Source organism: Pseudomonas sp. B40(2017) (assembly GCF_002112855.1).
Lineage (GTDB): Bacteria > Pseudomonadota > Gammaproteobacteria > Pseudomonadales > Pseudomonadaceae > Aquipseudomonas > Aquipseudomonas pharyngis.
Window position 1 is genome coordinate 34,825 of sequence record NZ_NEIT01000002.1, and the last position, 19,660, is coordinate 54,484.

Genomic DNA, 19,660 nt, shown 5'->3' on the forward strand with positions numbered 1-19,660 from the left:
GCAGATGGCACGCAGGAAGCCCGGACTAATAAGATGGCATTGAAATCCCCCGCGTTTCGTAAAAAATTTCCGTTGTTGGTAACCGGCAGTCTGCTGGCTATGCAACCTCTGGCCAGTTCATTCGTTGTTGCCGCCGAGCAGTATGACTGCGCCGTCTCGGCAACGGGTGGCTGGGCCTGCTCGCCGAAGACGCCGGCCGCTGCCTTGCCGCCGCGTCCCGTGCATGACGGCAGTGCCGTCAGCGCCGCTGGCGAAGCCCCGGCCGAGAGCGGCTCCACTGCGGAGTCCGGGCCCAAGCCGGTACTGGTTACCGAGTCCAAGGGCCGTGGCCTGAAATCCCGTAGCGAAGACTACAGTCACCTCGACTGGGTTCCGCGCGAGAAGCTCACTGCCGCCCAACTGGCCGAGACCGGTCCTTACTGCTCTGGTTCCTATATCGAACCGATTCGTCCTGGCATGAATGACAAGACGAATAAAAGTGACGCCCCGACCTTCATCGGCGCCAAGGCATCGCGTTATCAGCAGGATTCGCAAGTCGCGAGTCTGGCCGGTGACGTGGTCATGCGTCAGGGCAGCATGCAGGTCGAAGCCGACGAGGCCAACCTGTATCAGGCCGAAAGCCGTGGCGAACTGGCGGGCAACGTGCGCATTCGCGACAACGGCGCGCTGATCGTCGGCGACCACGCCGACGTGCAGCTCGACACCGGTGAAGCCAAGGTCGACAACGCCGAATACGTGATGCACAAGTCGCGCATCCGCGGTAACGCGCTGTACGCCAAGCGTGCCGAAAACGCGATCATCCGTTTGAAGGACGGCACGTACACCACGTGCGAACCGAACAGCAACGCCTGGCAGCTCAAGGGCAACAACATCACCCTGAACCCTGCCACCGGCTTCGGTACCGCGACCAACGTGACGCTGCGGGTCAAGGACATTCCGGTCCTGTACACGCCGTACATCTACTTCCCGATCGACGATCGTCGTCAGTCGGGTTTCCTGCCGCCGACCATCGGCACCGGCAGCGACACCGGCTTCATGCTGGTCACCCCGTACTACTTCAACTTGGCGCCGAACTACGATGCCACGTTGTATCCACGTTACATGGCTAAACGCGGCCTGTTGATGGAAGGCGAATTCCGCTACCTCACCAAGTCCAGCGAAGGTCAGTTCGGTGCGGCGTACCTCAACGACGAGGAAACCGAGCGCAGCAAACAGACCGACTACCAAAAGAATCGCTACATGTACAACTGGCAACACAAGGGCGGTCTCGACTCCCGCGTGTTCACCCAGGTTGACTACACCAAGATCAGCGACCCCTACTACTTCCAGGATCTGCAGACCGATCAGATCGGCGTGAAAAGTGCCGACTTCGTGAACCAGCAGGGCTCGGTCACCTATCGTGGTGACAGCTACACCGCCCGCTTGAACGCCCAGGCGTACCAACTGGCAACCGTATCGAACATCACGCCATATGACCGTCTGCCGCAGATCACCTTCAATGGTCAGCTGCCGTATCATCCGGAGGGTCTGAACTTCGATTACGAGACCGAGATCGTTCGGTTTGACCGCGATCTGAAGGACGGCAATTTCGTCAACGAAGACGGCACGATCGAGCGCCGCCTCGATAACAACGTGTTCGGCCTGGCTCGCGCCAACGGTGACCGTCTGAATCTGAAACCAGGCGTCAGCCTGCCGATGAACTGGACCTATGGCTTCCTCAAGCCGTCGCTGAAGTACCAGTACACCCAGTATCAACTGGATCTGGACGGCACCGGCAAGTCGCAAATTGCCGGTCAGACCGCAGAGCAGAACAAACTCAACGGCACCTTCGACAGCAACCAGAGTCGCGGCGTCCCTATCGCCAGCGTTGACGGTGGCCTGTACTTCGACCGCAATACGTCCTTCTTTGGCAAGAACTACCGCCAGACGCTTGAACCGCGCATGTTCTACCTCTATGTGCCGAAGGTGGATCAGGAAGACATTCCGGTATTCGATACCAGCGAATACACCTTCAACTATGCGTCGCTGTTCCGCGACAACCGCTTCTCCGGCGCCGACCGTGTCGGCGACGAGAACAAGCTGTCGCTGGGCGTGACCAGTCGCTGGATCGAAGACGACGGGTTCGAGCGTCAACGCATCAGCGTCGGCCAGGCTCTCTACTTCAAGGATCGCGAAGTCCAACTGCCAGGCATCGCGTTCAACGACCGCGACGACGCCAAGGCCAATGTTTCGCCTTACGCGCTGGAATACGAATACCGCTGGAACCGCGACTGGCGCACCACGGCCGACTACAACTGGGATCCGGACAGCCGCAGCCCGCGTTCCGGTAGCGCGATGTTCCACTACCAGCCTGAAGACAACCCGAACAAGGTGGTCAACGTCGGCTATCGCTATCGCAACGACCAGGTCCGCTACGACCAGAACACCGGTAAATGGGCCGTTGGCGGTGGTGACTACGGCACGCCTGGCCAGCCTGGCTACGTGAAGGACTACTACAAGATCCAGCAGCATGATTTCTCGGTCATCTGGCCGATCGTTCCGCAGTGGAGCGCGATCAGCCGCTGGCAGTACGACTACAACCGCAATCGCACGCTGGAAGCCTTCGGTGGTTTCGAATATGACAACTGCTGCTGGAAACTGCGCCTGATCAACCGTTACTGGGTCAGCTATGACGAATTCAGTCAGAACGCCCCGGAAAACGAAAAAGGCGACCACGGCGTCTTCCTCCAAATTGTTCTGAAGGGACTCGGCGGCCTCACCGGCGCCAAGGTAGAGAGCTTCCTCGACAAAGGCATCCAAGGTTATCGTCAACGTGAAGACCAAGCTTTCTGATTGTCTGCGCCCGCTGATGCTGGGCGCGCTGTTCCTGGGTACCGCGGCCAACGCCGCGGTGCAGTCCATCGATAAGGTTGTGGCCATCGTCGACAACGACGTGGTCATGCAGAGCCAGCTGGATCAACGCGTCCACGAAGTTCAGCAAACCATCGCCAAGCGTGGCGGCGGCTTGCCGCCTCCGGGTGTGCTGGACCAACAGGTGCTCGAGCGCCTGATCGTCGAAAACCTGCAATTGCAGATCGGCGAACGTTCCGGCATCCGCATCACCGATGAAGAACTGAACCAGGCGGTTGGCACCATTGCCCAGCGCAACAACATGACCCCGGAGCAGTTCCGCATCGCCCTGTCCCGCGATGGCCTGTCCTATGAGGACGCTCGCGAGCAGATCCGTCGTGAAATGATCATCAGCCGTGTACGCCAGCGTCGTGTGGCCGAACGCATTCAGGTCTCGGAACAGGAAGTGAAGAACTTCCTCGCCTCCGATCTGGGCAAGATGCAACTGTCCGAAGAGCTGCATCTGGCCAACATCCTGATTCCGACCCCGGAAAGCGCCAACTCCGAAGCGATTCAGAGTGCTGCTCGCAAGGCAATGGACGTTTACCAGCAGCTCAAACAAGGTGCCGACTTCGGCCAGATGGCCGTGGCCAACTCCGCCAGTGACAACGCCCTGGAAGGCGGCGATATGGGCTGGCGTAAAGCCGCTCAACTGCCACCACCGTTCGACCGTGAACTGAGCAGCATGACACCGGGTGACATCACTCAACCGGCACGCACTCCAGGTGGTTTCATCATTCTGAAGCTGCTGGAAAAGCGTGGTGGCGAGAGCCAGATGCGCGACGAAGTGCATGTGCGCCACATCCTGGTCAAGCCGAGTCCGGTTCGCGACGAAGCCAAGACCAAGGAACTGGCTCAGTCGCTCTACAACCGCATCGAAGCCGGTGAAGATTTCGCCGAACTGGCCAAGAAGTATTCGGAAGACCCGGGTTCTGCCCTCAACGGCGGCGACCTGAACTGGATCGACCCGAACGCACTGGTACCGGAATTCCGCGCCGTGATGGCCAAGTCCCCGCAGGGTCAACTGTCCAAGCCGTTCCAGACCCAGTACGGCTGGCACGTTCTGGAAGTCCTTGGCCGTCGCGCCACCGACAGCACCGAACAGGCCCGTGAGCAGCAAGCAATGACCGTACTGCGTAACCGTAAATACGACGAAGAGCTGCAAACCTGGCTGCGTCAGATCCGTGACGAAGCGTACGTAGAGATCAAACTCCCTGGTGCAGACCAGGCAGCGCAGTGAAACCCAAGCGTTTCGCGCTGACACCCGGCGAACCGGCCGGCATCGGTCCCGACCTGTGCCTGCTGCTCGCCTCGCAAGCCCAGCCACACCCCCTGATTGCCATCACCAGCCGCGACCTGCTCCAAGAGCGGGCCGCGCAGCTGGGGCTGGCTGTCAGCTTGCTGGAAGTGACGCCTGACCACTGGCCGGACGCTCCGGCGCCTGCCAACAGCCTGTACGTCTGGGACACCCCGCTCAGCGCCCCGGTGGTCGCCGGGCAACTGGACAAGGCCAACGCCGCATTCGTCCTCGAAACCCTGACCCGCGCCGGCAATGGCTGCATGAGCGGCGACTTCGCCGGGATGATCACCGCCCCGGTTCACAAGGGCGTGATCAACGAATCGGGCATCGCGTTTTCCGGTCACACCGAATTTCTCGCCGACCTGACCCACACCGCCCAAGTGGTAATGATGCTCGCCACCCGCGGTTTGCGCGTGGCGCTGGTCACCACTCACCTGCCCTTGCGCGACATCGCCGATGCGATCACACCGGCGCGGCTGGAACGGGTCACGCGGATTCTGCACGCCGACCTGCAACAAAAATTCGGCATCGCCCAACCGCGCATCCTGGTCTGCGGGCTCAATCCGCACGCCGGTGAAGGCGGACACCTGGGCCATGAAGAAATCGACATCATCGAACCCACATTGGAGCGCCTGCGCGGCGAGGGCATGGACCTTCGTGGCCCGCTGCCTGCCGACACTCTGTTTACCCCCAAATATCTGGAGCACTGCGACGCGGTGCTGGCGATGTACCACGACCAGGGCCTGCCCGTGCTGAAATACAAAGGCTTCGGCGCTGCGGTCAACGTGACCCTGGGCCTGCCGATCATCCGCACATCGGTCGACCACGGCACCGCCCTGGATCTGGCCGGCAGCGGCAGGATCGACACCGGCAGCCTGCAAGTCGCCCTGGAAACCGCCTACCAGATGGCCGAGACCCGTATATGACCGAGCAATACCAACACAAGGCGCGCAAACGCTTTGGCCAGAACTTCCTGCACGATGCCGGCGTCATCGACCGCATCCTGCGCTCCATCAGTGCCAAGGCCGGCGACCGCATGCTGGAGATCGGGCCGGGCCAGGGCGCATTGACCGCCGGCATCCTCAACTCCGGCGCACAGCTGGACGTGGTGGAGCTGGACAAGGACCTGATCCCGATCCTCAACCAGCAGTTCGCCGGCAAGAGCAATTTCAACCTGCATCAGGGCGATGCGCTGAAGTTCGACTTCAACAGCCTGAACGCTGCGCCGAACAGCCTGCGCGTGGTCGGCAACCTGCCGTACAACATCTCCACGCCGCTGATTTTCCACCTGCTGAACAACGCCGGCATCATTCGCGACATGCACTTCATGCTGCAGAAAGAAGTGGTCGAGCGTCTGGCCGCAGGTCCGGGTGGTGGTGACTGGGGTCGGTTGTCGATCATGGTTCAGTACCATTGCCGCGTAGAACATCTGTTCAACGTGGGGCCGGGCGCATTCAACCCGCCACCGAAAGTCGACTCGGCCATCGTTCGCCTGGTGCCACACGCGGTTCTGCCACACCCGGCCAAGGACCATCGCCTGCTCGAACGCGTGGTTCGCGAAGCTTTCAACCAGCGCCGCAAAACCCTGCGCAACACCCTCAAACAACTGCTCAGCAACGCTGAAATCGAAGCCGCCGGCGTTGATGGCAGTCTGCGTCCCGAGCAACTGGATCTGGCGGCATTCGTACGTCTGGCCGACCAGCTCGCGGTACAGGTCCCGGCAACCCCCGCCGCCGACTGACAGCCGATGAACGCTATCGGGCAGGACGCCACTCTGGTTTACTGCCCGATACTTGCCTAGACTGATTCCCCATCAGCTACGCCTCGCGTTCCGCTTCGTTTAAGGCCCTTTTGCATGTCCGATCCTCGTTATCAGGTCGATGTCAGCGTCGTTACCCACTATCTGGCAGACCAATCGCAACCCGAGCACGACCGCTTCGCCTTCGCCTACACCATCACCGTACAGAATAATGGCGAGCAGCCCGCACGCCTGATGTCGCGTCACTGGGTGATCACTGACGGCGACGGCCATGTCGAAGAAGTCCGCGGCGCCGGTGTCGTCGGCCAGCAACCACTGATCGACTCAGGCAAAAGCCACACCTACAGCAGCGGCACGGTCATGACTACCAAGGTCGGCACCATGCAAGGCACTTACGAAATGGTTGCCAGCGACGGCAAACATTTCGACGCAATCATCAAGCCCTTCCGCCTCGCCGTCCCCGGAGCCCTGCACTGATGGCGACGTATGCCGTGGGGGACCTGCAAGGCTGCCTCGAACCGCTGAAATGCCTGCTCAAGCAGGTTGCGTTCGATCCGGCGATCGATCGGCTGTGGCTGGTCGGCGACCTGGTCAACCGTGGCCCGCAATCGCTGGAAACCCTGCGTTTTCTATATGGCATGCGTGAATCGCTGGTTTGCGTGCTGGGCAATCACGACCTGCACCTGCTGGCGGCCGCTAAAAAGATCGAGCGCCTGAAAAAGTCCGACACCCTGCGCGAGATTATCGAAGCCCCCGACGGCCCGGTGCTGATGGAATGGTTGCGTCAGCAAAAGCTGATGCACTTCGACGAAGGGCGTGATGTCGCCATGGCCCACGCCGGCATCCCGCCGCAATGGTCGCTGCGGCGCGCTCTGAAGTGCGCCGCCGAAGTCGAAACCGCCCTGCGCGACGACAATCTGTTTCCCGCCTACCTCGACGGCATGTACGGCAACGAACCGGCGAAGTGGGACAACGATCTCAAAGGCGTCACCCGCCTGCGAGTCATCACCAACTATTTCACGCGCATGCGCTTCTGCACCGCCGAAGGCAAGCTTGACCTCAAGAGCAAGGAAGGCCTCGACACCGCGCCACCGGGGTATAAGCCCTGGTTCCAGCACAAGGAGCGCAAGACCAAAGGTCTGCGGATCATCTTCGGTCACTGGGCGGCGCTGGAAGGCAATGTCCATGAGCCAGGCATCTGCGCACTGGACACCGGTTGTGTCTGGGGCGGCAGTTTGACCCTGATGAACGTCGACAGCGGCGAACGCCTGTCATGCAAATGCGATGAGCATGGTGGCCTTGCCCCAACCGTCGCACCACTTATCCCCGAAACTTCGCCAGTCAGCGTCCCGCGTTAGACTGCGCTATCAGCCGAGCAACAGGAACCCGCCATGAGCGAATTCAAACGTATTCCCCCGGAGCAGGCCCAGGCCCTGCGCGAGCAAGGTGCAGTCGTGGTCGACGTTCGCGACCCGGCGACCTTCGCCGCCCTGCACATCAGCGGCTCGAAGCATCTGGATAATCATTCCCTGCATGCTTTCATCCAGGGCGCCGACCTCGATGCTCCGACCGTCGTGGTCTGCTATCACGGCAACTCGAGCCAGGGTGCTGCGGCGTACCTCGTGAGCCAGGGCTTCTCCGACGTCTACAGCATGGACGGCGGCTTCGAACTGTGGCGTACGACTTTTCCTTCGGAAACCGCGCAAGGCACCTCCGAATAATTTTTTTGTAACGCGCAGGCCCCGGCTCCCGTGGGCCTGCGCCGGCAGACGAACGGTCTTGCCACAACTAATTACGTATCTCGCCTTTACCTCCCGAATTCCCAACTATCCTTAAGCCCAGGCCATCCAAAACAGGGGAGAGCCGGTACACCGGCGCACGGGTCATCGGGAGTGACTTTCAAGGTTGTCGACCGCGAAAGTGTTCTGGGGGGTAAACAATCAGCTGCCACAGCGGCTGCTTGCCAGCATCGACTGAGTGATCCGGCGTCGGCTCCACGTATCGAGCGAGGTGACGTCATGAGTATCTTTAGCCACTTCCAACAACGCTTCGAGTCCACACGCCAGGAAGAATTCTCCCTGCAGGAGTACCTGGAACTGTGCAAAAAGGATCGCAGTGCCTACGTTTCCGCCGCCGAGCGTCTGTTAATGGCCATCGGCGAACCGGAACTGCTCGACACCTCGACCAACTCGAGGCTGTCACGAATCTTTTCCAACAAGGTGATCCGCCGCTATCCGGCCTTTGAAGACTTCCACGGGATGGAAGAATGCATCGACCAGATCGTGTCGTATTTCCGGCATGCGGCCCAGGGCCTGGAAGAGAAGAAACAGATCCTTTACCTGCTCGGCCCCGTCGGCGGTGGTAAATCGTCCCTGGCCGAGAAGCTGAAACAACTGATGGAAAAAGTGCCCTTCTATGCCATCAAGGGTTCGCCGGTATTCGAATCGCCTCTGGGCCTGTTCAACGCCACCGAAGATGGCGCGATCCTCGAGGAAGACTTCGGCATTCCACGGCGCTACCTGAACACCATCATGTCGCCATGGGCCACCAAGCGCCTGGCCGAATTCGGCGGCGACATCAGCCAGTTCCGCGTGGTCAAGCTGTACCCGTCGATCCTCAACCAGATCGCCGTGGCCAAGACCGAACCGGGTGACGAAAACAACCAGGACATCTCCGCACTGGTGGGCAAGGTCGATATCCGCAAACTCGAAGAGTTTCCGCAGAACGACGCCGACGCCTACAGCTACTCAGGTGCGCTGTGCCGGGCCAACCAGGGCCTGATGGAATTCGTCGAGATGTTCAAGGCACCGATCAAGGTGCTGCACCCGTTGCTGACCGCTACCCAGGAAGGCAACTACAACAGTACCGAAGGCCTGGGAGCGATTCCTTTCACCGGGATTTTGCTGGCTCACTCCAACGAGTCGGAATGGCACACCTTCCGCAACAACAAGAACAACGAAGCCTTCATCGACCGGATCTACATCGTCAAGGTGCCGTACTGCCTGCGGGTCAGCGACGAAGTGAAGATCTACGACAAGCTGCTGTTCAACAGCTCCCTGTCCAAGGCCCATTGCGCGCCGGACACCCTGAAGATGCTGGCGCAGTTCACTGTGCTGTCACGCCTGAAAGAGCCGGAAAACTCCAACATCTACTCCAAGATGCGCGTGTATGACGGCGAAAACCTCAAGGACACCGATCCGAAGGCCAAGTCGATCCAGGAGTACCGCGATGCAGCGGGCGTCGACGAGGGCATGAACGGTCTGTCGACCCGGTTCGCGTTCAAGATCCTGTCCAAGGTCTTCAACTTCGACCCGCACGAAATCGCCGCCAACCCGGTACACCTGCTCTATGTGCTGGAACAGCAGATCGAACAGGAACAGTTCCAGGCAGAAACCCGCGAACGCTATCTGCGCTACCTGAAAGAGTACCTGGCACCGCGTTATATCGAATTCATCGGCAAGGAGATCCAGACCGCCTACCTCGAGTCTTACAGCGAGTACGGCCAGAACATCTTCGACCGCTACGTGCTGTATGCGGACTTCTGGATTCAGGATCAGGAATACCGCGATCCGGAAACCGGCGAGATCCTCAACCGCGTCGCCCTCAACGAGGAGCTGGAAAAGATCGAAAAACCGGCCGGCATCAGCAATCCGAAGGATTTCCGCAACGAGATCGTCAACTTCGTGTTGCGCGCCAGGGCCAACAACAACGGCAAGAACCCGACCTGGCTCAGCTACGAAAAACTGCGGGTGGTCATCGAGAAGAAAATGTTCTCGAACACCGAGGACCTGCTGCCAGTCATCAGCTTCAATGCCAAGGCCAGCAAAGAGGATCAACAGAAACATAACGACTTCGTTACACGAATGGTCGAACGCGGCTACACCGACAAACAGGTACGACTGCTCTCCGAGTGGTATCTGCGGGTCCGGAAATCGCAGTAAAGCAGCTGCAAGCTACAAGCTTCGAGCTGCAAGCAAAAAGCGCATGAGCCTGATGCCAGGGCATATGCCTGCACTTGCGGCTCGCAGCTCACTACTTGAAGCTGCCCGGAGGGCCTCCTATGAGCTATGTGATCGACCGACGTCTCAATGGCAAGAACAAGAGCACGGTGAACCGTCAGCGCTTCCTGCGGCGTTACCGTGACCACATCAAGAAGGCTGTCGAAGAGGCGGTCAGCCGGCGTTCCATTACCGATATGGAACACGGTGAGCAGATCAGCATTCCCGGTCGCGATATCGACGAGCCGGTGCTTCACCATGGTCGCGGCGGCAAGCAGACCGTGGTCCATCCCGGCAACAAGGAATTCACCGCCGGCGAACATATTGCCCGTCCGCCGGGAGGCGGAGGTGGCCGTGGGCCAGGCAAGGCCGGCAACTCCGGCGAAGGCATGGACGAGTTCGTCTTCCAGATCACCCAGGAAGAATTCCTCGAATTCATGTTCGAGGACCTCGAACTGCCCAACCTCGTCAAGCGCAACCTGACCGGCACCGATACCTTCAAGACGGTACGTGCGGGGATCAGCAACGAGGGCAACCCGTCGCGGATCAACATCATCCGTACCCTGCGTTCGGCTCATGCACGGCGCATTGCGTTGTCGGGCAGCAGCCGCGCCAAATTGCGGGAAGCCAAAGAGGAGTTGGCTCGGCTGAAACGGGAAGAGCCGGACAACTTCGGCGATATCCAGGATCTTGAAGCAGAAATCGAGCGACTCAGTGCGCGTATCCATCGCGTGCCGTTTCTCGATACCTTCGATTTGAAATACAACCTGCTGGTCAAGCAACCCAATCCCAGCTCCAAAGCCGTGATGTTCTGCCTGATGGACGTTTCCGGCTCCATGACCCAGGCGACCAAGGACATCGCCAAGCGCTTCTTCATCCTGTTGTACCTGTTCCTCAAGCGGAACTACGACAAGATCGACGTGGTGTTCATCCGCCACCACACCAGCGCCCGGGAAGTGGACGAAGAAGAGTTTTTCTATTCCCGCGAGACCGGCGGCACCATCGTTTCCAGTGCACTCAAGCTGATGCAGGAGATCATGGCCGAGCGCTACCCGAGCAACGAGTGGAACATTTACGCCGCCCAGGCTTCCGACGGCGACAACTGGAACGACGACTCGCCGATCTGCCGCGACATCCTGATCAACCAGATCATGCCATTCGTGCAGTACTACACTTACGTGGAGATCACCCCGCGCGAACATCAGGCCTTGTGGTACGAGTACGAGCGCATCGCCGAAGCCTTTTCCGACACTTTTGCCCAGCAACAACTGGTCTCGGCCGGGGATATCTATCCGGTCTTCCGTGAACTCTTCCAGCGCAGGTTAGTGACATGACCGCCAAAGAGCAGAAGCGCCAACCCATTTCCACCGGCTCGGAATGGACATTCGAGCTGATCCAGACGTACGACCGTGAAATCGCCCGTATCGCGGCCCGCTATGCCCTGGATACCTATCCCAACCAGATCGAAGTGATCACCGCCGAACAGATGATGGACGCCTATGCGTCGGTCGGCATGCCGCTGGGCTATCACCATTGGTCCTACGGCAAGCACTTTCTCAGTACCGAAAAATCCTACAGTCGCGGGCAGATGGGGCTGGCGTACGAGATCGTGATCAACTCGGACCCGTGCATCGCGTACCTGATGGAAGAAAACACCATCTGCATGCAGGCGCTGGTGGTTGCGCATGCCTGCTACGGCCACAACAGCTTCTTCAAGGGCAACTATCTGTTCCGCACCTGGACCGACGCCAGTTCGATCATCGATTACCTGGTGTTCGCCAAGCAGTACATCATGCAGTGCGAAGAGCGCCACGGCATCGATGCCGTGGAGGATCTGCTCGACTCCTGCCATGCCCTGATGAACTACGGCGTCGACCGCTACAAGCGTCCGTATCCGATTTCCGCCGAGGAAGAGCGGCGCCGGCAGAAGGATCGCGAGGAGCACTTGCAGAAACAGATCAACGACCTGTGGCGCACCATCCCCAAAGGCGCGGACAAATACAGCGACAAGGACAACGCACGCTTCCCGGCCGAACCGCAGGAAAACATTCTGTATTTCATCGAGAAACACGCCCCGCTGCTGGAACCCTGGCAGCGCGAGATCGTGCGGATCGTGCGCAAGATCGCCCAGTATTTCTATCCACAGCGCCAGACCCAGGTGATGAACGAAGGCTGGGCGACGTTCTGGCACTACACGCTGATGAACGACCTGTACGACGAAGGCCTGGTGACCGACGGCTTCATGATGGAGTTCCTGACGTCCCACACCAGCGTGGTGTTCCAGCCGGGGTTCGACAGCCCGTATTACAACGGCATCAACCCCTATGCCCTGGGCTTTGCGATGTATCGAGACATCCGGCGCATGTGCGAAGAACCTACGGAAGAAGACCGTCGCTGGTTCCCGGACATCGCCGGCAGCGATTGGTTATCGACCATCAAGTTCGCCATGAGCAGCTTCAAGGATGAGAGTTTCATCCTGCAGTACCTGTCCCCGAAGGTGATCCGCGACCTGAAGCTGTTCAGCATCCTCGATGACGACCAGAAGGACGATCTGCTGGTACCGGCGATCCATGACGAGGGTGGTTACCGGATCATTCGCGAAACGCTCGCCGCGCAATACAACCTGGGTAACCGCGAGCCGAACGTGCAGATCTACAGCATCGATCGCCGCGGCGACCGCTCGCTGACCCTGCGCCACCAACAACACGACCGCAAACCGCTGGGCGATTCCACCGAAGAGGTCCTCAAACATCTGCACCGACTGTGGGGCTTCGACATTCACCTGGAGACCCTGCAGGGCGACCAGATCATGAAGACCCATCATGTTCCGCCCCGCAGCGAGCACAGCGAGGGGGACTACGGTCGACTCGACCTGGCCGTCATTCATCTTTGATCCCGTTCAGGCCTCCGAAAGTCCGGCGCAAGGGTTATCCTGTCGGGCCAACGGAGGTTTTTTATGCAGATTTACAAGGTCGGCGGTGCGGTACGTGATCGCCTGCTGGGCAAACCGGTCACCGATATCGATTGGGTGGTGGTCGGCGCGACCACGGAAGAAATGCTTGCCAAGGGATTTCGCCCGGTCGGCGCGGATTTCCCAGTGTTTCTTCACCCCAAAAGCGGCGAGGAGTACGCCCTTGCCCGCACCGAGCGCAAGAGCGGTCGCGGTTATGGTGGCTTCACCTTTCACGCCAGCCCGGAGGTCACGCTTGAAGAAGACCTGATCCGCCGTGACCTGACAATCAACGCCATGGCCGAAGACGATCAGCAAAACCTGACGGATCCCTATCATGGCCAGCGCGATCTCGAAGAACGGATTCTGCGTCACGTTTCCCCGGCGTTTGCCGAAGATCCACTCAGGGTTCTGCGTGTTGCGCGCTTTGCTGCCCGCTACGCGGAGCTCGGTTTCAAGGTGGCGCCCGAGACCCTGGAGCTGATGCGTCAGCTCAGCGAATCGGGCGAACTGGAAGCCCTTACCGCCGAACGCAGCTGGAAAGAGATTTCCCGCGCACTGATGGAAGATCAGCCCCAGGTATTCATTCAGGTACTGCGCGATTGCGGCGCCTTGAAGGTGCTGATGCCAGAAGTCGACGCCTTGTTCGGCGTACCACAGCCGGAAGCCCATCACCCGGAGATCGACAGCGGCATTCACACCCTGAGCGTGCTCGAGCAATCGGCCCTGCACAAGCAACCGCTGACCGTGCGCTGGGCCTGCCTGCTGCACGACCTCGGCAAAGGCCTGACGCCAGAGGCGGAATGGCCACGACATATCGCCCATGAGCATAAAGGCCTGACATTGATCAAAGCGGTCAACGAACGCTTCAAGGCACCGAAGGACTGTCAGGAGTTGGCCTTGCTGGTCGGCCAATATCACACCCACGGGCATCGCGCCCTGGAGTTGAAAGCGTCGACTTTGCTTGAGTTGCTGCAAAGCTTTGACATTTACCGTCGACCACAGCGTTTCGAAGAATTTATCGCCGCGTGCGAGATGGACGCCCGAGGCCGCAAAGGGCTTGAGCAGCGCAGTTATCCACAGGCCGATTATCTGCGCGGTGCGGCCAATGTGGCGCGCAGCGTGGCGGTACAGCCGTTGCTGGAGAAGGGATTCAAGGGCCCGGAACTGGGCGAGGCACTCAAGCGCGAACGGCTAAAGGCGCTAAAGGCTTACAAGGAGTCGGCCGCGTTCTGAAATCAGGTGATCCGCCCTTGCGAGGACGGATCAGGCAGTTCAACGCATGCCCGAAGGCGTGAGCTGAGTACCGCGCCACTCAAATCCGACCGGTGCCAGCACCTGATCGATCTGCGCCTCGGCCCACAATGTCGCAAAGCTTTTTCCCACACCAGGATGCACCCGATCCGGCGCAATCAAAGACAGCGGCCACAGCACAAAGGCATTTTTCAGGATTTCCGCCCGAGGCAGGACCAGTCCATCGAAGTTGCCCGCCAGATCGCCGTACAGCAGCACGTCGATATCCAGCGGCAAGCCCTTGCGATCCGGCGCATAACGGCCATTGTCCGCTTCAATGAATTTCAAGCGGCGATCCAGTTCGATCAACGGCAGATCCGTAAAAGCCGACACCACGAAGTTGAAGAACGGCCCGCTCTTGATCCCCACCGGCTGGCTTTCGAACACAGGCGAACAGCGGATATCCACCAGAAACGTGGACAAGGCATCCAGACCGGCCTGCAAATGGGTTTCGCGCTCGATATTGCTACCGAGCCCGAGATAGACCTGGGTCAGCGACATCCGCGCTCGATCTCCACACCCACGCCACCCTTGGCGGCCGGTACGGCACCTGGCTTGGTCAGCTTCAGGCGCACCCAGGTGATCTTGAATTCACTCATCAGCACTTCAACCAGACGTTCGGCGAAAGTCTCGACCAGTTGATACTGGGATTGCTCGGCAAAGGCCTGGATCCGCGTGGACACACTGGCGTAATCGAGCGCCAGGGTCAGGTCGTCACCGGCGGCGGCCGGCCGATTATCCCAGGCGAAGCTCAGATCAAGACGCAGGCACTGTCGGATGCCGCGCTCCCAGTCGTAGGCACCGATCACGGTGTCGACTTCCAGGCCCTCGATAAACACTCTGTCCAAGCACTTCTCTCCGCTGCACGACAAGGGCGCAATGCGCCGTTAGAATCAGGGCTTCCTCGCCCGGAATAGTTAGCATGTTTTGGTTACTGGCGATCCTCGCCTACCTGCTCGGCTCTCTGTCCTTCGCCATTTTGCTCAGCCGCCTGACCGGAAATCCGGATCCGCGAATGAGTGGCTCGGGTAATGCCGGCGCCACCAACATGCTGCGCCTGGCCGGACGCAAACTCGCGATCCTGACCCTGCTGGGTGATCTGTGCAAAGGCCTGCTGCCGGTGCTGATCGCTTCGGCTGTAGGCCTTTCGCTGCAGGATCAGGCGTGGATCGGCGTCTGCGCCGTGATCGGTCACCTGTTCCCGTTGTACTTCCGTTTTCGCGGCGGCAAGGGCGTCGCTACAGCGGCCGGCATGTTGCTGGGCCTTTATCCACCCGCCGCGCTGTTGGCCGTGTGCGCCTGGCTGCTGACGTTCTATCTGACCCGCACCAGTTCGCTGGCGGCGCTGATCGCCACACCCCTGACTCTGCCACTGCTGGCGTGGCAGGAACCGGCAGCGTTGTTGCCGATGAGCACGCTGACACTGCTGATCGTCTGGCGCCACCGGGGCAATCTACGCGACCTGTTCGCCGGGCGCGAACGGCATTTTTAAATACCGCACGTGAGCGCCGCTCATTACAGCGCCGACAGTTGCTCCATTGGCCAGCGCGCCTGCACGCTGATCGCCAGGCTTTCCTGCTGACCGGCCTGCAAACGCTGGCAGCCGGCAAACGCGATCATCGCGCCGTTATCGGTGCAAAACTCGGGACGGGCATAAAACACATCGCCCTTCATGTCGCCGAGCATTTTCTCCAGCGACACACGCAGGGCCTTGTTGGCACTGACGCCGCCGGCGATCACCAGACGCTTCATGCCGGCCTGCTTCAAGGCCCGTTTGCACTTGATGGTCAAAGTCTCCACCACGGCCTGCTGGAACGCCAGCGCGATGTCGCAACGGGCTTGCTCGCTGTCGTCCCCGGCGCTGACGCATTGCTGCCAGGTGTTGAGAGCGAAGGTCTTCAGGCCGCTGAAGCTGAAATCCAGGCCCGGGCGATCACACATCGGACGCGGGAAGGTGAAACGTCCTGCGACGCCCTTCTCTGCGAGCTTGGCGATTTCCGGTCCGCCCGGATAATTGAGACCCATCATTTTGGCAGTCTTGTCGAAAGCTTCGCCCGCCGCATCGTCCAGCGTCTCGCCGAGAAGGCTGTATTGGCCGATGCCATCGACCTGAACCAGCTGCGTATGACCACCGGACACCAACAAAGCGACGAACGGGAACTCCGGCGGTTTTGGCTCCAGCATCGGCGCCAGCAGGTGGCCTTCCATATGGTGCACGCCGAGCGCCGGAATGCCCCAGGCAAACGCCAGCGCCTGGGCGCAGGAAGCCCCCACCAGCAGCGCCCCGACCAGGCCGGGACCCGCGGTGTAGGCGATGGCGTCGATCTCGGTCGGTACGCAGTCAGCCTCGGCCAGCACCTGACGAATCAGGGGCAGCATGCGCTTGACGTGATCGCGCGAGGCGAGCTCCGGCACCACGCCGCCATAGACGCGGTGCAGGTCGATCTGGCTGAACAGCGCGTCGGCTAGCAGACCGCGCTCACTGTCGTACAAAGCGACGCCGGTTTCGTCGCAGGAAGTTTCTAATCCCAGTACTAGCATGGGTTTGCGCCTTGTTTAGGCTGAATTCGAAGGCGCGCATAATAGTCGCCGCGTGATGCCCCGACCAGCGGTTTTCGATCAGAGGCTTTGCATTCCGAGCGATGAGGGGTTAACATCCGCAACCCTTAAAAACCGACGTCTTCAAGTGCTCTTTTGCCGCGAGGATGTTGACCCCGGTAATGAATGAAGGTAGCTCTGGATGCCAGCCGTCAAAGTTAAAGAGAACGAACCCTTCGACGTAGCTCTGCGTCGTTTCAAGCGCTCCTGCGAAAAAGCCGGTGTACTGGCTGAAGTTCGTAGCCGCGAATTTTACGAGAAGCCAACTTCTGAGCGTAAGCGCAAGGCAGCTGCTGCTGTTAAGCGTCACGCCAAGAAAGTTCAGCGCGAACAGCGCCGCGCCGTTCGTCTGTACTAATACACAGACGATCGTAGCAAGCTTCTGCCAAGCCCGGCCCTCAGCCGGGCTAATGGCATTTGCGTAAAACGCTTGATGCTTCACCGTCGAAGCCGCAGATGCGACCGAGACAAACCCGCTTCACCGCGTCAGGCCTGGCTCTTTTGCCAGCGGTGCACGTCTTTTCTGACGAGCCTTTCAAGGCTACTGACGAGCACACCCACTGATTCCTCTTTCGACGATCAGCCCAAGGCACCTGCTTGCGTGCCCGCTTCATGAGCTATCCGAGGCCGATTACCAGCCGTCAGCGGATTCAGCGCAACATTTTCGAATAGTCGAAGACTGATGATTACTAACGTCAGTGGATTTTCGGCAGATACACTTCCCGACAGCGATTACGCAAACGACACCGGTCGAGCCGCCCCACGTGCGCGCATCACTCATTGACCCGCGTCTGGCCGCCTTTCGCATCGGATCCATTACAGCGCAGACGAGAACGCCATGGCCGGGCTGATTCCCCAGAGCTTCATTGACGACCTTCTGAACCGCACCGACATCGTCGACGTGGTCAGCTCGCGCGTGCAATTGAAGAAGGCCGGCAAAAACTACACCGCCTGCTGCCCGTTCCATAAAGAGAAAACCCCGTCGTTCAGCGTCAGCCCCGACAAACAGTTCTATTACTGTTTCGGCTGCGGCGCCGGCGGCAACGCCCTCGGTTTTCTGATGGATCACGATAACCTGGACTTCCCCCAGGCCGTCGAAGACCTCGCCAAAGCCGCCGGCATGGAAGTCCCACGGGAAGAAGGCGGTCGCACGAACAAACCGCGCCAGCCGACCGACTCGCCACTTTATCCACTGCTCACCGCCGCCGCCGACTTTTATCGACAGGCGCTCAAGAGCCATCCGGCACGCAAGGCGGCAGTGGATTACCTCAAGGGGCGCGGCCTGACCGGCGAAATCGCCCGGGACTTCGGCCTCGGATTCGCCCCACCGGGTTGGGACAACCTGTTCAAACACTTGAGCAGCGACACCTTGCAGCAGAAAGCCATGATCGACGCCGGCCTGCTGATCGAAAACGCCGAAACCGGCAAACGCTACGACCGCTTTCGCGATCGCGTGATGTTCCCGATCCGCGACACCCGTGGACGGATCATCGCTTTCGGTGGACGAGTGCTCGGTGACGACAAGCCGAAATACCTGAACTCGCCGGAAACCCCCGTGTTCCATAAAGGCCAGGAACTCTACGGCCTCTACGAAGCACGCAAGAACAATCGCAACCTCGACGAAATCATCGTCGTCGAGGGCTATATGGACGTCATCGCCCTTGCCCAGCAAGGCCTGCGCAATGCCGTCGCGACATTGGGCACCGCCACCAGCGAAGAACACCTCAAGCGCCTGTTTCGCGTCGTGCCGAACGTACTGTTTTGCTTTGACGGCGACCAGGCTGGCCGCAATGCCGCCTGGCGCGCACTGGAAGCCACACTGCCCTGCCTGCAGGACGGGCGCCGTGCACGCTTTCTGTTTCTGCCTGAAGGCGAAGACCCGGATACGTTGATTCGCGCCGAGGGCACTGACGCCTTCCGCGCCCGGATCAATCAGCACGCACAGCCGCTGGCGGACTACTTCTTCCAGCAACTGACCGAAGAAGCCGACCCGCGCTCGCTGGAGGGCAAGGCCCACATGGCCACGCTCGCAGCACCGCTGATCGACAAGGTCCCTGGCGCCAACCTGCGCATCCTGATGCGTCAGCGCCTGAGCGAGATCACCGGCCTGAGCAGTGAAAGCGTCAGCCAACTGGCCCAGAGCGCGCCGCAGGAAGCACCGCCGGCCTACGACCCGGGCATCGACTATGACGCCATGCCGGACTACAGCGACTACCATCAGCCGCAGGCACAGGACATGTATGTGCCGCAGCAGGAGTGGACGCCGAAGAAACCCGGTGCCGGCGGCAAGAAATGGGACAAGAAACCGTGGGACAAGAATGGCAAGCGTGGCGGCGATCGCGACCAGCCTCGTGCCCCACGCGTGCCGGCCGCCGTCGAACCACCGACCCTGGCCGCCCTGAGAACCTTGCTGCATCACCCGCAACTGGCGGAGAAAGTCGAGGACGCCGGGCACTTCGCGGACGAGACCCAGACCAACGCACAACTGCTGGTGGCACTGCTCGAAGCCGTACAGAAGAATCCCAAGCTAAACTCATTTCAGTTGATCGCGCGATGGCACGGAACCGAACAGGGCCGCTTGCTAAAGGCGCTGGCGGAAAAGGAATGGCTGATTGACGGAGACAACCTTGAACAACAGTTTTTCGACACCATTACTAGCTTGTCAGCCCGCCAACGCGAGCGAAATCTGGAACAACTGCTCAGGAAAGCGCGTCAAAGCGAACTGAGCGCCGAAGAGAAAAATCAACTGCGCGACCTTTTAAGTCGCAATGTTTCCGCATCAAACCCGACCTCAACTGGCGCGTGAGGTCATAGCTCAGGTATAATCCTCGGCTTGTTTTTTGCCCGCCAAGACCTTCAGTGGATAGGGTGTT

Annotated in this window: 17 protein-coding genes; 14 read left to right on the forward strand and 3 right to left on the reverse strand. The window is 60.0% G+C overall.

Features of this window, described 5'->3' with window-relative positions; all coding sequences use genetic code 11:
- The first annotated feature begins 33 nt into the window (after window positions 1-33).
- The 11 genes from CAF76_RS03785 (at window position 34) to CAF76_RS03835 (ending at window position 14,132) form a co-directional block, all read left to right on the forward strand.
- Window positions 34-2,832 (forward strand): LPS-assembly protein LptD, encoded by a 2,799-nt coding sequence (locus tag CAF76_RS03785; RefSeq protein WP_085646882.1) that lies wholly within the window; start codon window positions 34-36, stop codon window positions 2,830-2,832.
- On the forward strand, window positions 2,813-4,129 hold the full coding sequence (gene surA, locus CAF76_RS03790; RefSeq protein WP_143491785.1) for a peptidylprolyl isomerase SurA: 1,317 nt from the start codon (window positions 2,813-2,815) through the stop codon (window positions 4,127-4,129). The genes CAF76_RS03785 and surA overlap by 20 nt, the downstream gene beginning before the upstream one ends.
- A complete protein-coding gene (pdxA, locus tag CAF76_RS03795) occupies window positions 4,126-5,115 on the forward strand; it encodes a 4-hydroxythreonine-4-phosphate dehydrogenase PdxA (protein WP_085646883.1) in 990 nt (329 codons plus the stop codon). Before surA ends, pdxA begins: the two co-directional genes overlap by 4 nt.
- Window positions 5,112-5,930, forward strand: coding sequence for a 16S rRNA (adenine(1518)-N(6)/adenine(1519)-N(6))-dimethyltransferase RsmA (rsmA, locus tag CAF76_RS03800; RefSeq protein ID WP_064599835.1), 819 nt, complete (start codon window positions 5,112-5,114; stop codon window positions 5,928-5,930). Before pdxA ends, rsmA begins: the two co-directional genes overlap by 4 nt.
- A 114-nt stretch (window positions 5,931-6,044) precedes the next feature.
- Window positions 6,045-6,425 (forward strand): Co2+/Mg2+ efflux protein ApaG, encoded by a 381-nt coding sequence (gene apaG / locus CAF76_RS03805; RefSeq protein ID WP_039768081.1) that lies wholly within the window; start codon window positions 6,045-6,047, stop codon window positions 6,423-6,425.
- Window positions 6,425-7,306 (forward strand): symmetrical bis(5'-nucleosyl)-tetraphosphatase, encoded by an 882-nt coding sequence (locus CAF76_RS03810; protein ID WP_085646884.1) that lies wholly within the window; start codon window positions 6,425-6,427, stop codon window positions 7,304-7,306. Before apaG ends, CAF76_RS03810 begins: the two co-directional genes overlap by 1 nt.
- 33 nt (window positions 7,307-7,339) lie before the next feature.
- On the forward strand, window positions 7,340-7,669 hold the full coding sequence (glpE, locus tag CAF76_RS03815) for a thiosulfate sulfurtransferase GlpE (RefSeq protein ID WP_007959911.1): 330 nt from the start codon (window positions 7,340-7,342) through the stop codon (window positions 7,667-7,669).
- Between the two features lie 297 nt (window positions 7,670-7,966).
- Window positions 7,967-9,889, forward strand: coding sequence for a PrkA family serine protein kinase (locus tag CAF76_RS03820; protein WP_064599839.1), 1,923 nt, complete (start codon window positions 7,967-7,969; stop codon window positions 9,887-9,889).
- Window positions 9,890-10,008: 119 nt separating this feature from the next.
- Window positions 10,009-11,280 carry a YeaH/YhbH family protein gene (locus tag CAF76_RS03825; RefSeq protein WP_064599841.1) on the forward strand — a complete coding sequence of 424 codons (1,272 nt, stop codon included), beginning with the start codon at window positions 10,009-10,011 and terminating at the stop codon, window positions 11,278-11,280.
- The gene (locus CAF76_RS03830) at window positions 11,277-12,839 is read left to right on the forward strand and encodes a SpoVR family protein (protein WP_064599843.1); all 1,563 of its coding nucleotides are present in this window, start codon (window positions 11,277-11,279) and stop codon (window positions 12,837-12,839) included. The genes CAF76_RS03825 and CAF76_RS03830 overlap by 4 nt, the downstream gene beginning before the upstream one ends.
- Before the next feature lie 63 nt (window positions 12,840-12,902).
- Window positions 12,903-14,132: a multifunctional CCA addition/repair protein gene (locus tag CAF76_RS03835; RefSeq protein ID WP_085612935.1), complete on the forward strand. Its 1,230-nt coding sequence runs from the start codon at window positions 12,903-12,905 to the stop codon at window positions 14,130-14,132.
- Window positions 14,133-14,171: 39 nt separating this feature from the next.
- On the opposite strand, the gene folK is transcribed toward CAF76_RS03835, so the two are convergent.
- The gene (gene folK, locus CAF76_RS03840; protein ID WP_085612936.1) at window positions 14,172-14,690 is read right to left on the reverse strand and encodes a 2-amino-4-hydroxy-6-hydroxymethyldihydropteridine diphosphokinase; all 519 of its coding nucleotides are present in this window, start codon (window positions 14,688-14,690) and stop codon (window positions 14,172-14,174) included.
- Window positions 14,681-15,037 (reverse strand): dihydroneopterin aldolase, encoded by a 357-nt coding sequence (gene folB, locus CAF76_RS03845; protein ID WP_064599849.1) that lies wholly within the window; start codon window positions 15,035-15,037, stop codon window positions 14,681-14,683. The genes folK and folB overlap by 10 nt, the downstream gene beginning before the upstream one ends.
- A gap of 74 nt (window positions 15,038-15,111) precedes the next feature.
- Here folB and plsY point away from each other — a divergent pair, with 74 nt between their 5' ends.
- Window positions 15,112-15,681, forward strand: coding sequence for a glycerol-3-phosphate 1-O-acyltransferase PlsY (plsY, locus tag CAF76_RS03850; RefSeq protein ID WP_064599851.1), 570 nt, complete (start codon window positions 15,112-15,114; stop codon window positions 15,679-15,681).
- 23 nt (window positions 15,682-15,704) lie between these two features.
- Here the strand turns inward: plsY and tsaD are convergent, their stop codons facing one another.
- Window positions 15,705-16,730 carry a tRNA (adenosine(37)-N6)-threonylcarbamoyltransferase complex transferase subunit TsaD gene (gene tsaD, locus CAF76_RS03855; RefSeq protein WP_039768071.1) on the reverse strand — a complete coding sequence of 342 codons (1,026 nt, stop codon included), beginning with the start codon at window positions 16,728-16,730 and terminating at the stop codon, window positions 15,705-15,707.
- Window positions 16,731-16,929: 199 nt separating this feature from the next.
- Between tsaD and rpsU the strand changes: the two genes are divergently transcribed.
- Both rpsU and dnaG read left to right on the forward strand, forming a co-directional pair.
- Complete coding sequence (gene rpsU / locus CAF76_RS03860) at window positions 16,930-17,145, forward strand: 30S ribosomal protein S21 (protein ID WP_002551877.1); 216 nt, start codon at window positions 16,930-16,932, stop codon at window positions 17,143-17,145.
- A 480-nt stretch (window positions 17,146-17,625) separates the two neighbouring features.
- Window positions 17,626-19,593, forward strand: coding sequence for a DNA primase (gene dnaG, locus CAF76_RS03865; RefSeq protein WP_085612938.1), 1,968 nt, complete (start codon window positions 17,626-17,628; stop codon window positions 19,591-19,593).
- Window positions 19,594-19,660: the final 67 nt, after the last annotated feature.

What these genes read in the sequence shown, in the direction of transcription:
- rpsU (WP_002551877.1), top strand. Translation starts at nt 16,930, where the DNA reads ATGCCAGCCGTCAAAGTTAAAGAGAACGAACCCTTCGACGTAGCTCTG.
- tsaD (WP_039768071.1), bottom strand. Translation starts at nt 16,730, where the DNA reads ATGCTAGTACTGGGATTAGAAACTTCCTGCGACGAAACCGGCGTCGCT.
- glpE (WP_007959911.1), top strand. Translation starts at nt 7,340, where the DNA reads ATGAGCGAATTCAAACGTATTCCCCCGGAGCAGGCCCAGGCCCTGCGC.
- CAF76_RS03810 (WP_085646884.1), top strand. Translation starts at nt 6,425, where the DNA reads ATGGCGACGTATGCCGTGGGGGACCTGCAAGGCTGCCTCGAACCGCTG.
- CAF76_RS03820 (WP_064599839.1), top strand. Translation starts at nt 7,967, where the DNA reads ATGAGTATCTTTAGCCACTTCCAACAACGCTTCGAGTCCACACGCCAG.
- apaG (WP_039768081.1), top strand. Translation starts at nt 6,045, where the DNA reads ATGTCCGATCCTCGTTATCAGGTCGATGTCAGCGTCGTTACCCACTAT.
- CAF76_RS03785 (WP_085646882.1), top strand. Translation starts at nt 34, where the DNA reads ATGGCATTGAAATCCCCCGCGTTTCGTAAAAAATTTCCGTTGTTGGTA.
- CAF76_RS03835 (WP_085612935.1), top strand. Translation starts at nt 12,903, where the DNA reads ATGCAGATTTACAAGGTCGGCGGTGCGGTACGTGATCGCCTGCTGGGC.
- plsY (WP_064599851.1), top strand. Translation starts at nt 15,112, where the DNA reads ATGTTTTGGTTACTGGCGATCCTCGCCTACCTGCTCGGCTCTCTGTCC.
- CAF76_RS03830 (WP_064599843.1), top strand. Translation starts at nt 11,277, where the DNA reads ATGACCGCCAAAGAGCAGAAGCGCCAACCCATTTCCACCGGCTCGGAA.
- dnaG (WP_085612938.1), top strand. Translation starts at nt 17,626, where the DNA reads ATGGCCGGGCTGATTCCCCAGAGCTTCATTGACGACCTTCTGAACCGC.
- folK (WP_085612936.1), bottom strand. Translation starts at nt 14,690, where the DNA reads ATGTCGCTGACCCAGGTCTATCTCGGGCTCGGTAGCAATATCGAGCGC.
- rsmA (WP_064599835.1), top strand. Translation starts at nt 5,112, where the DNA reads ATGACCGAGCAATACCAACACAAGGCGCGCAAACGCTTTGGCCAGAAC.
- CAF76_RS03825 (WP_064599841.1), top strand. Translation starts at nt 10,009, where the DNA reads ATGAGCTATGTGATCGACCGACGTCTCAATGGCAAGAACAAGAGCACG.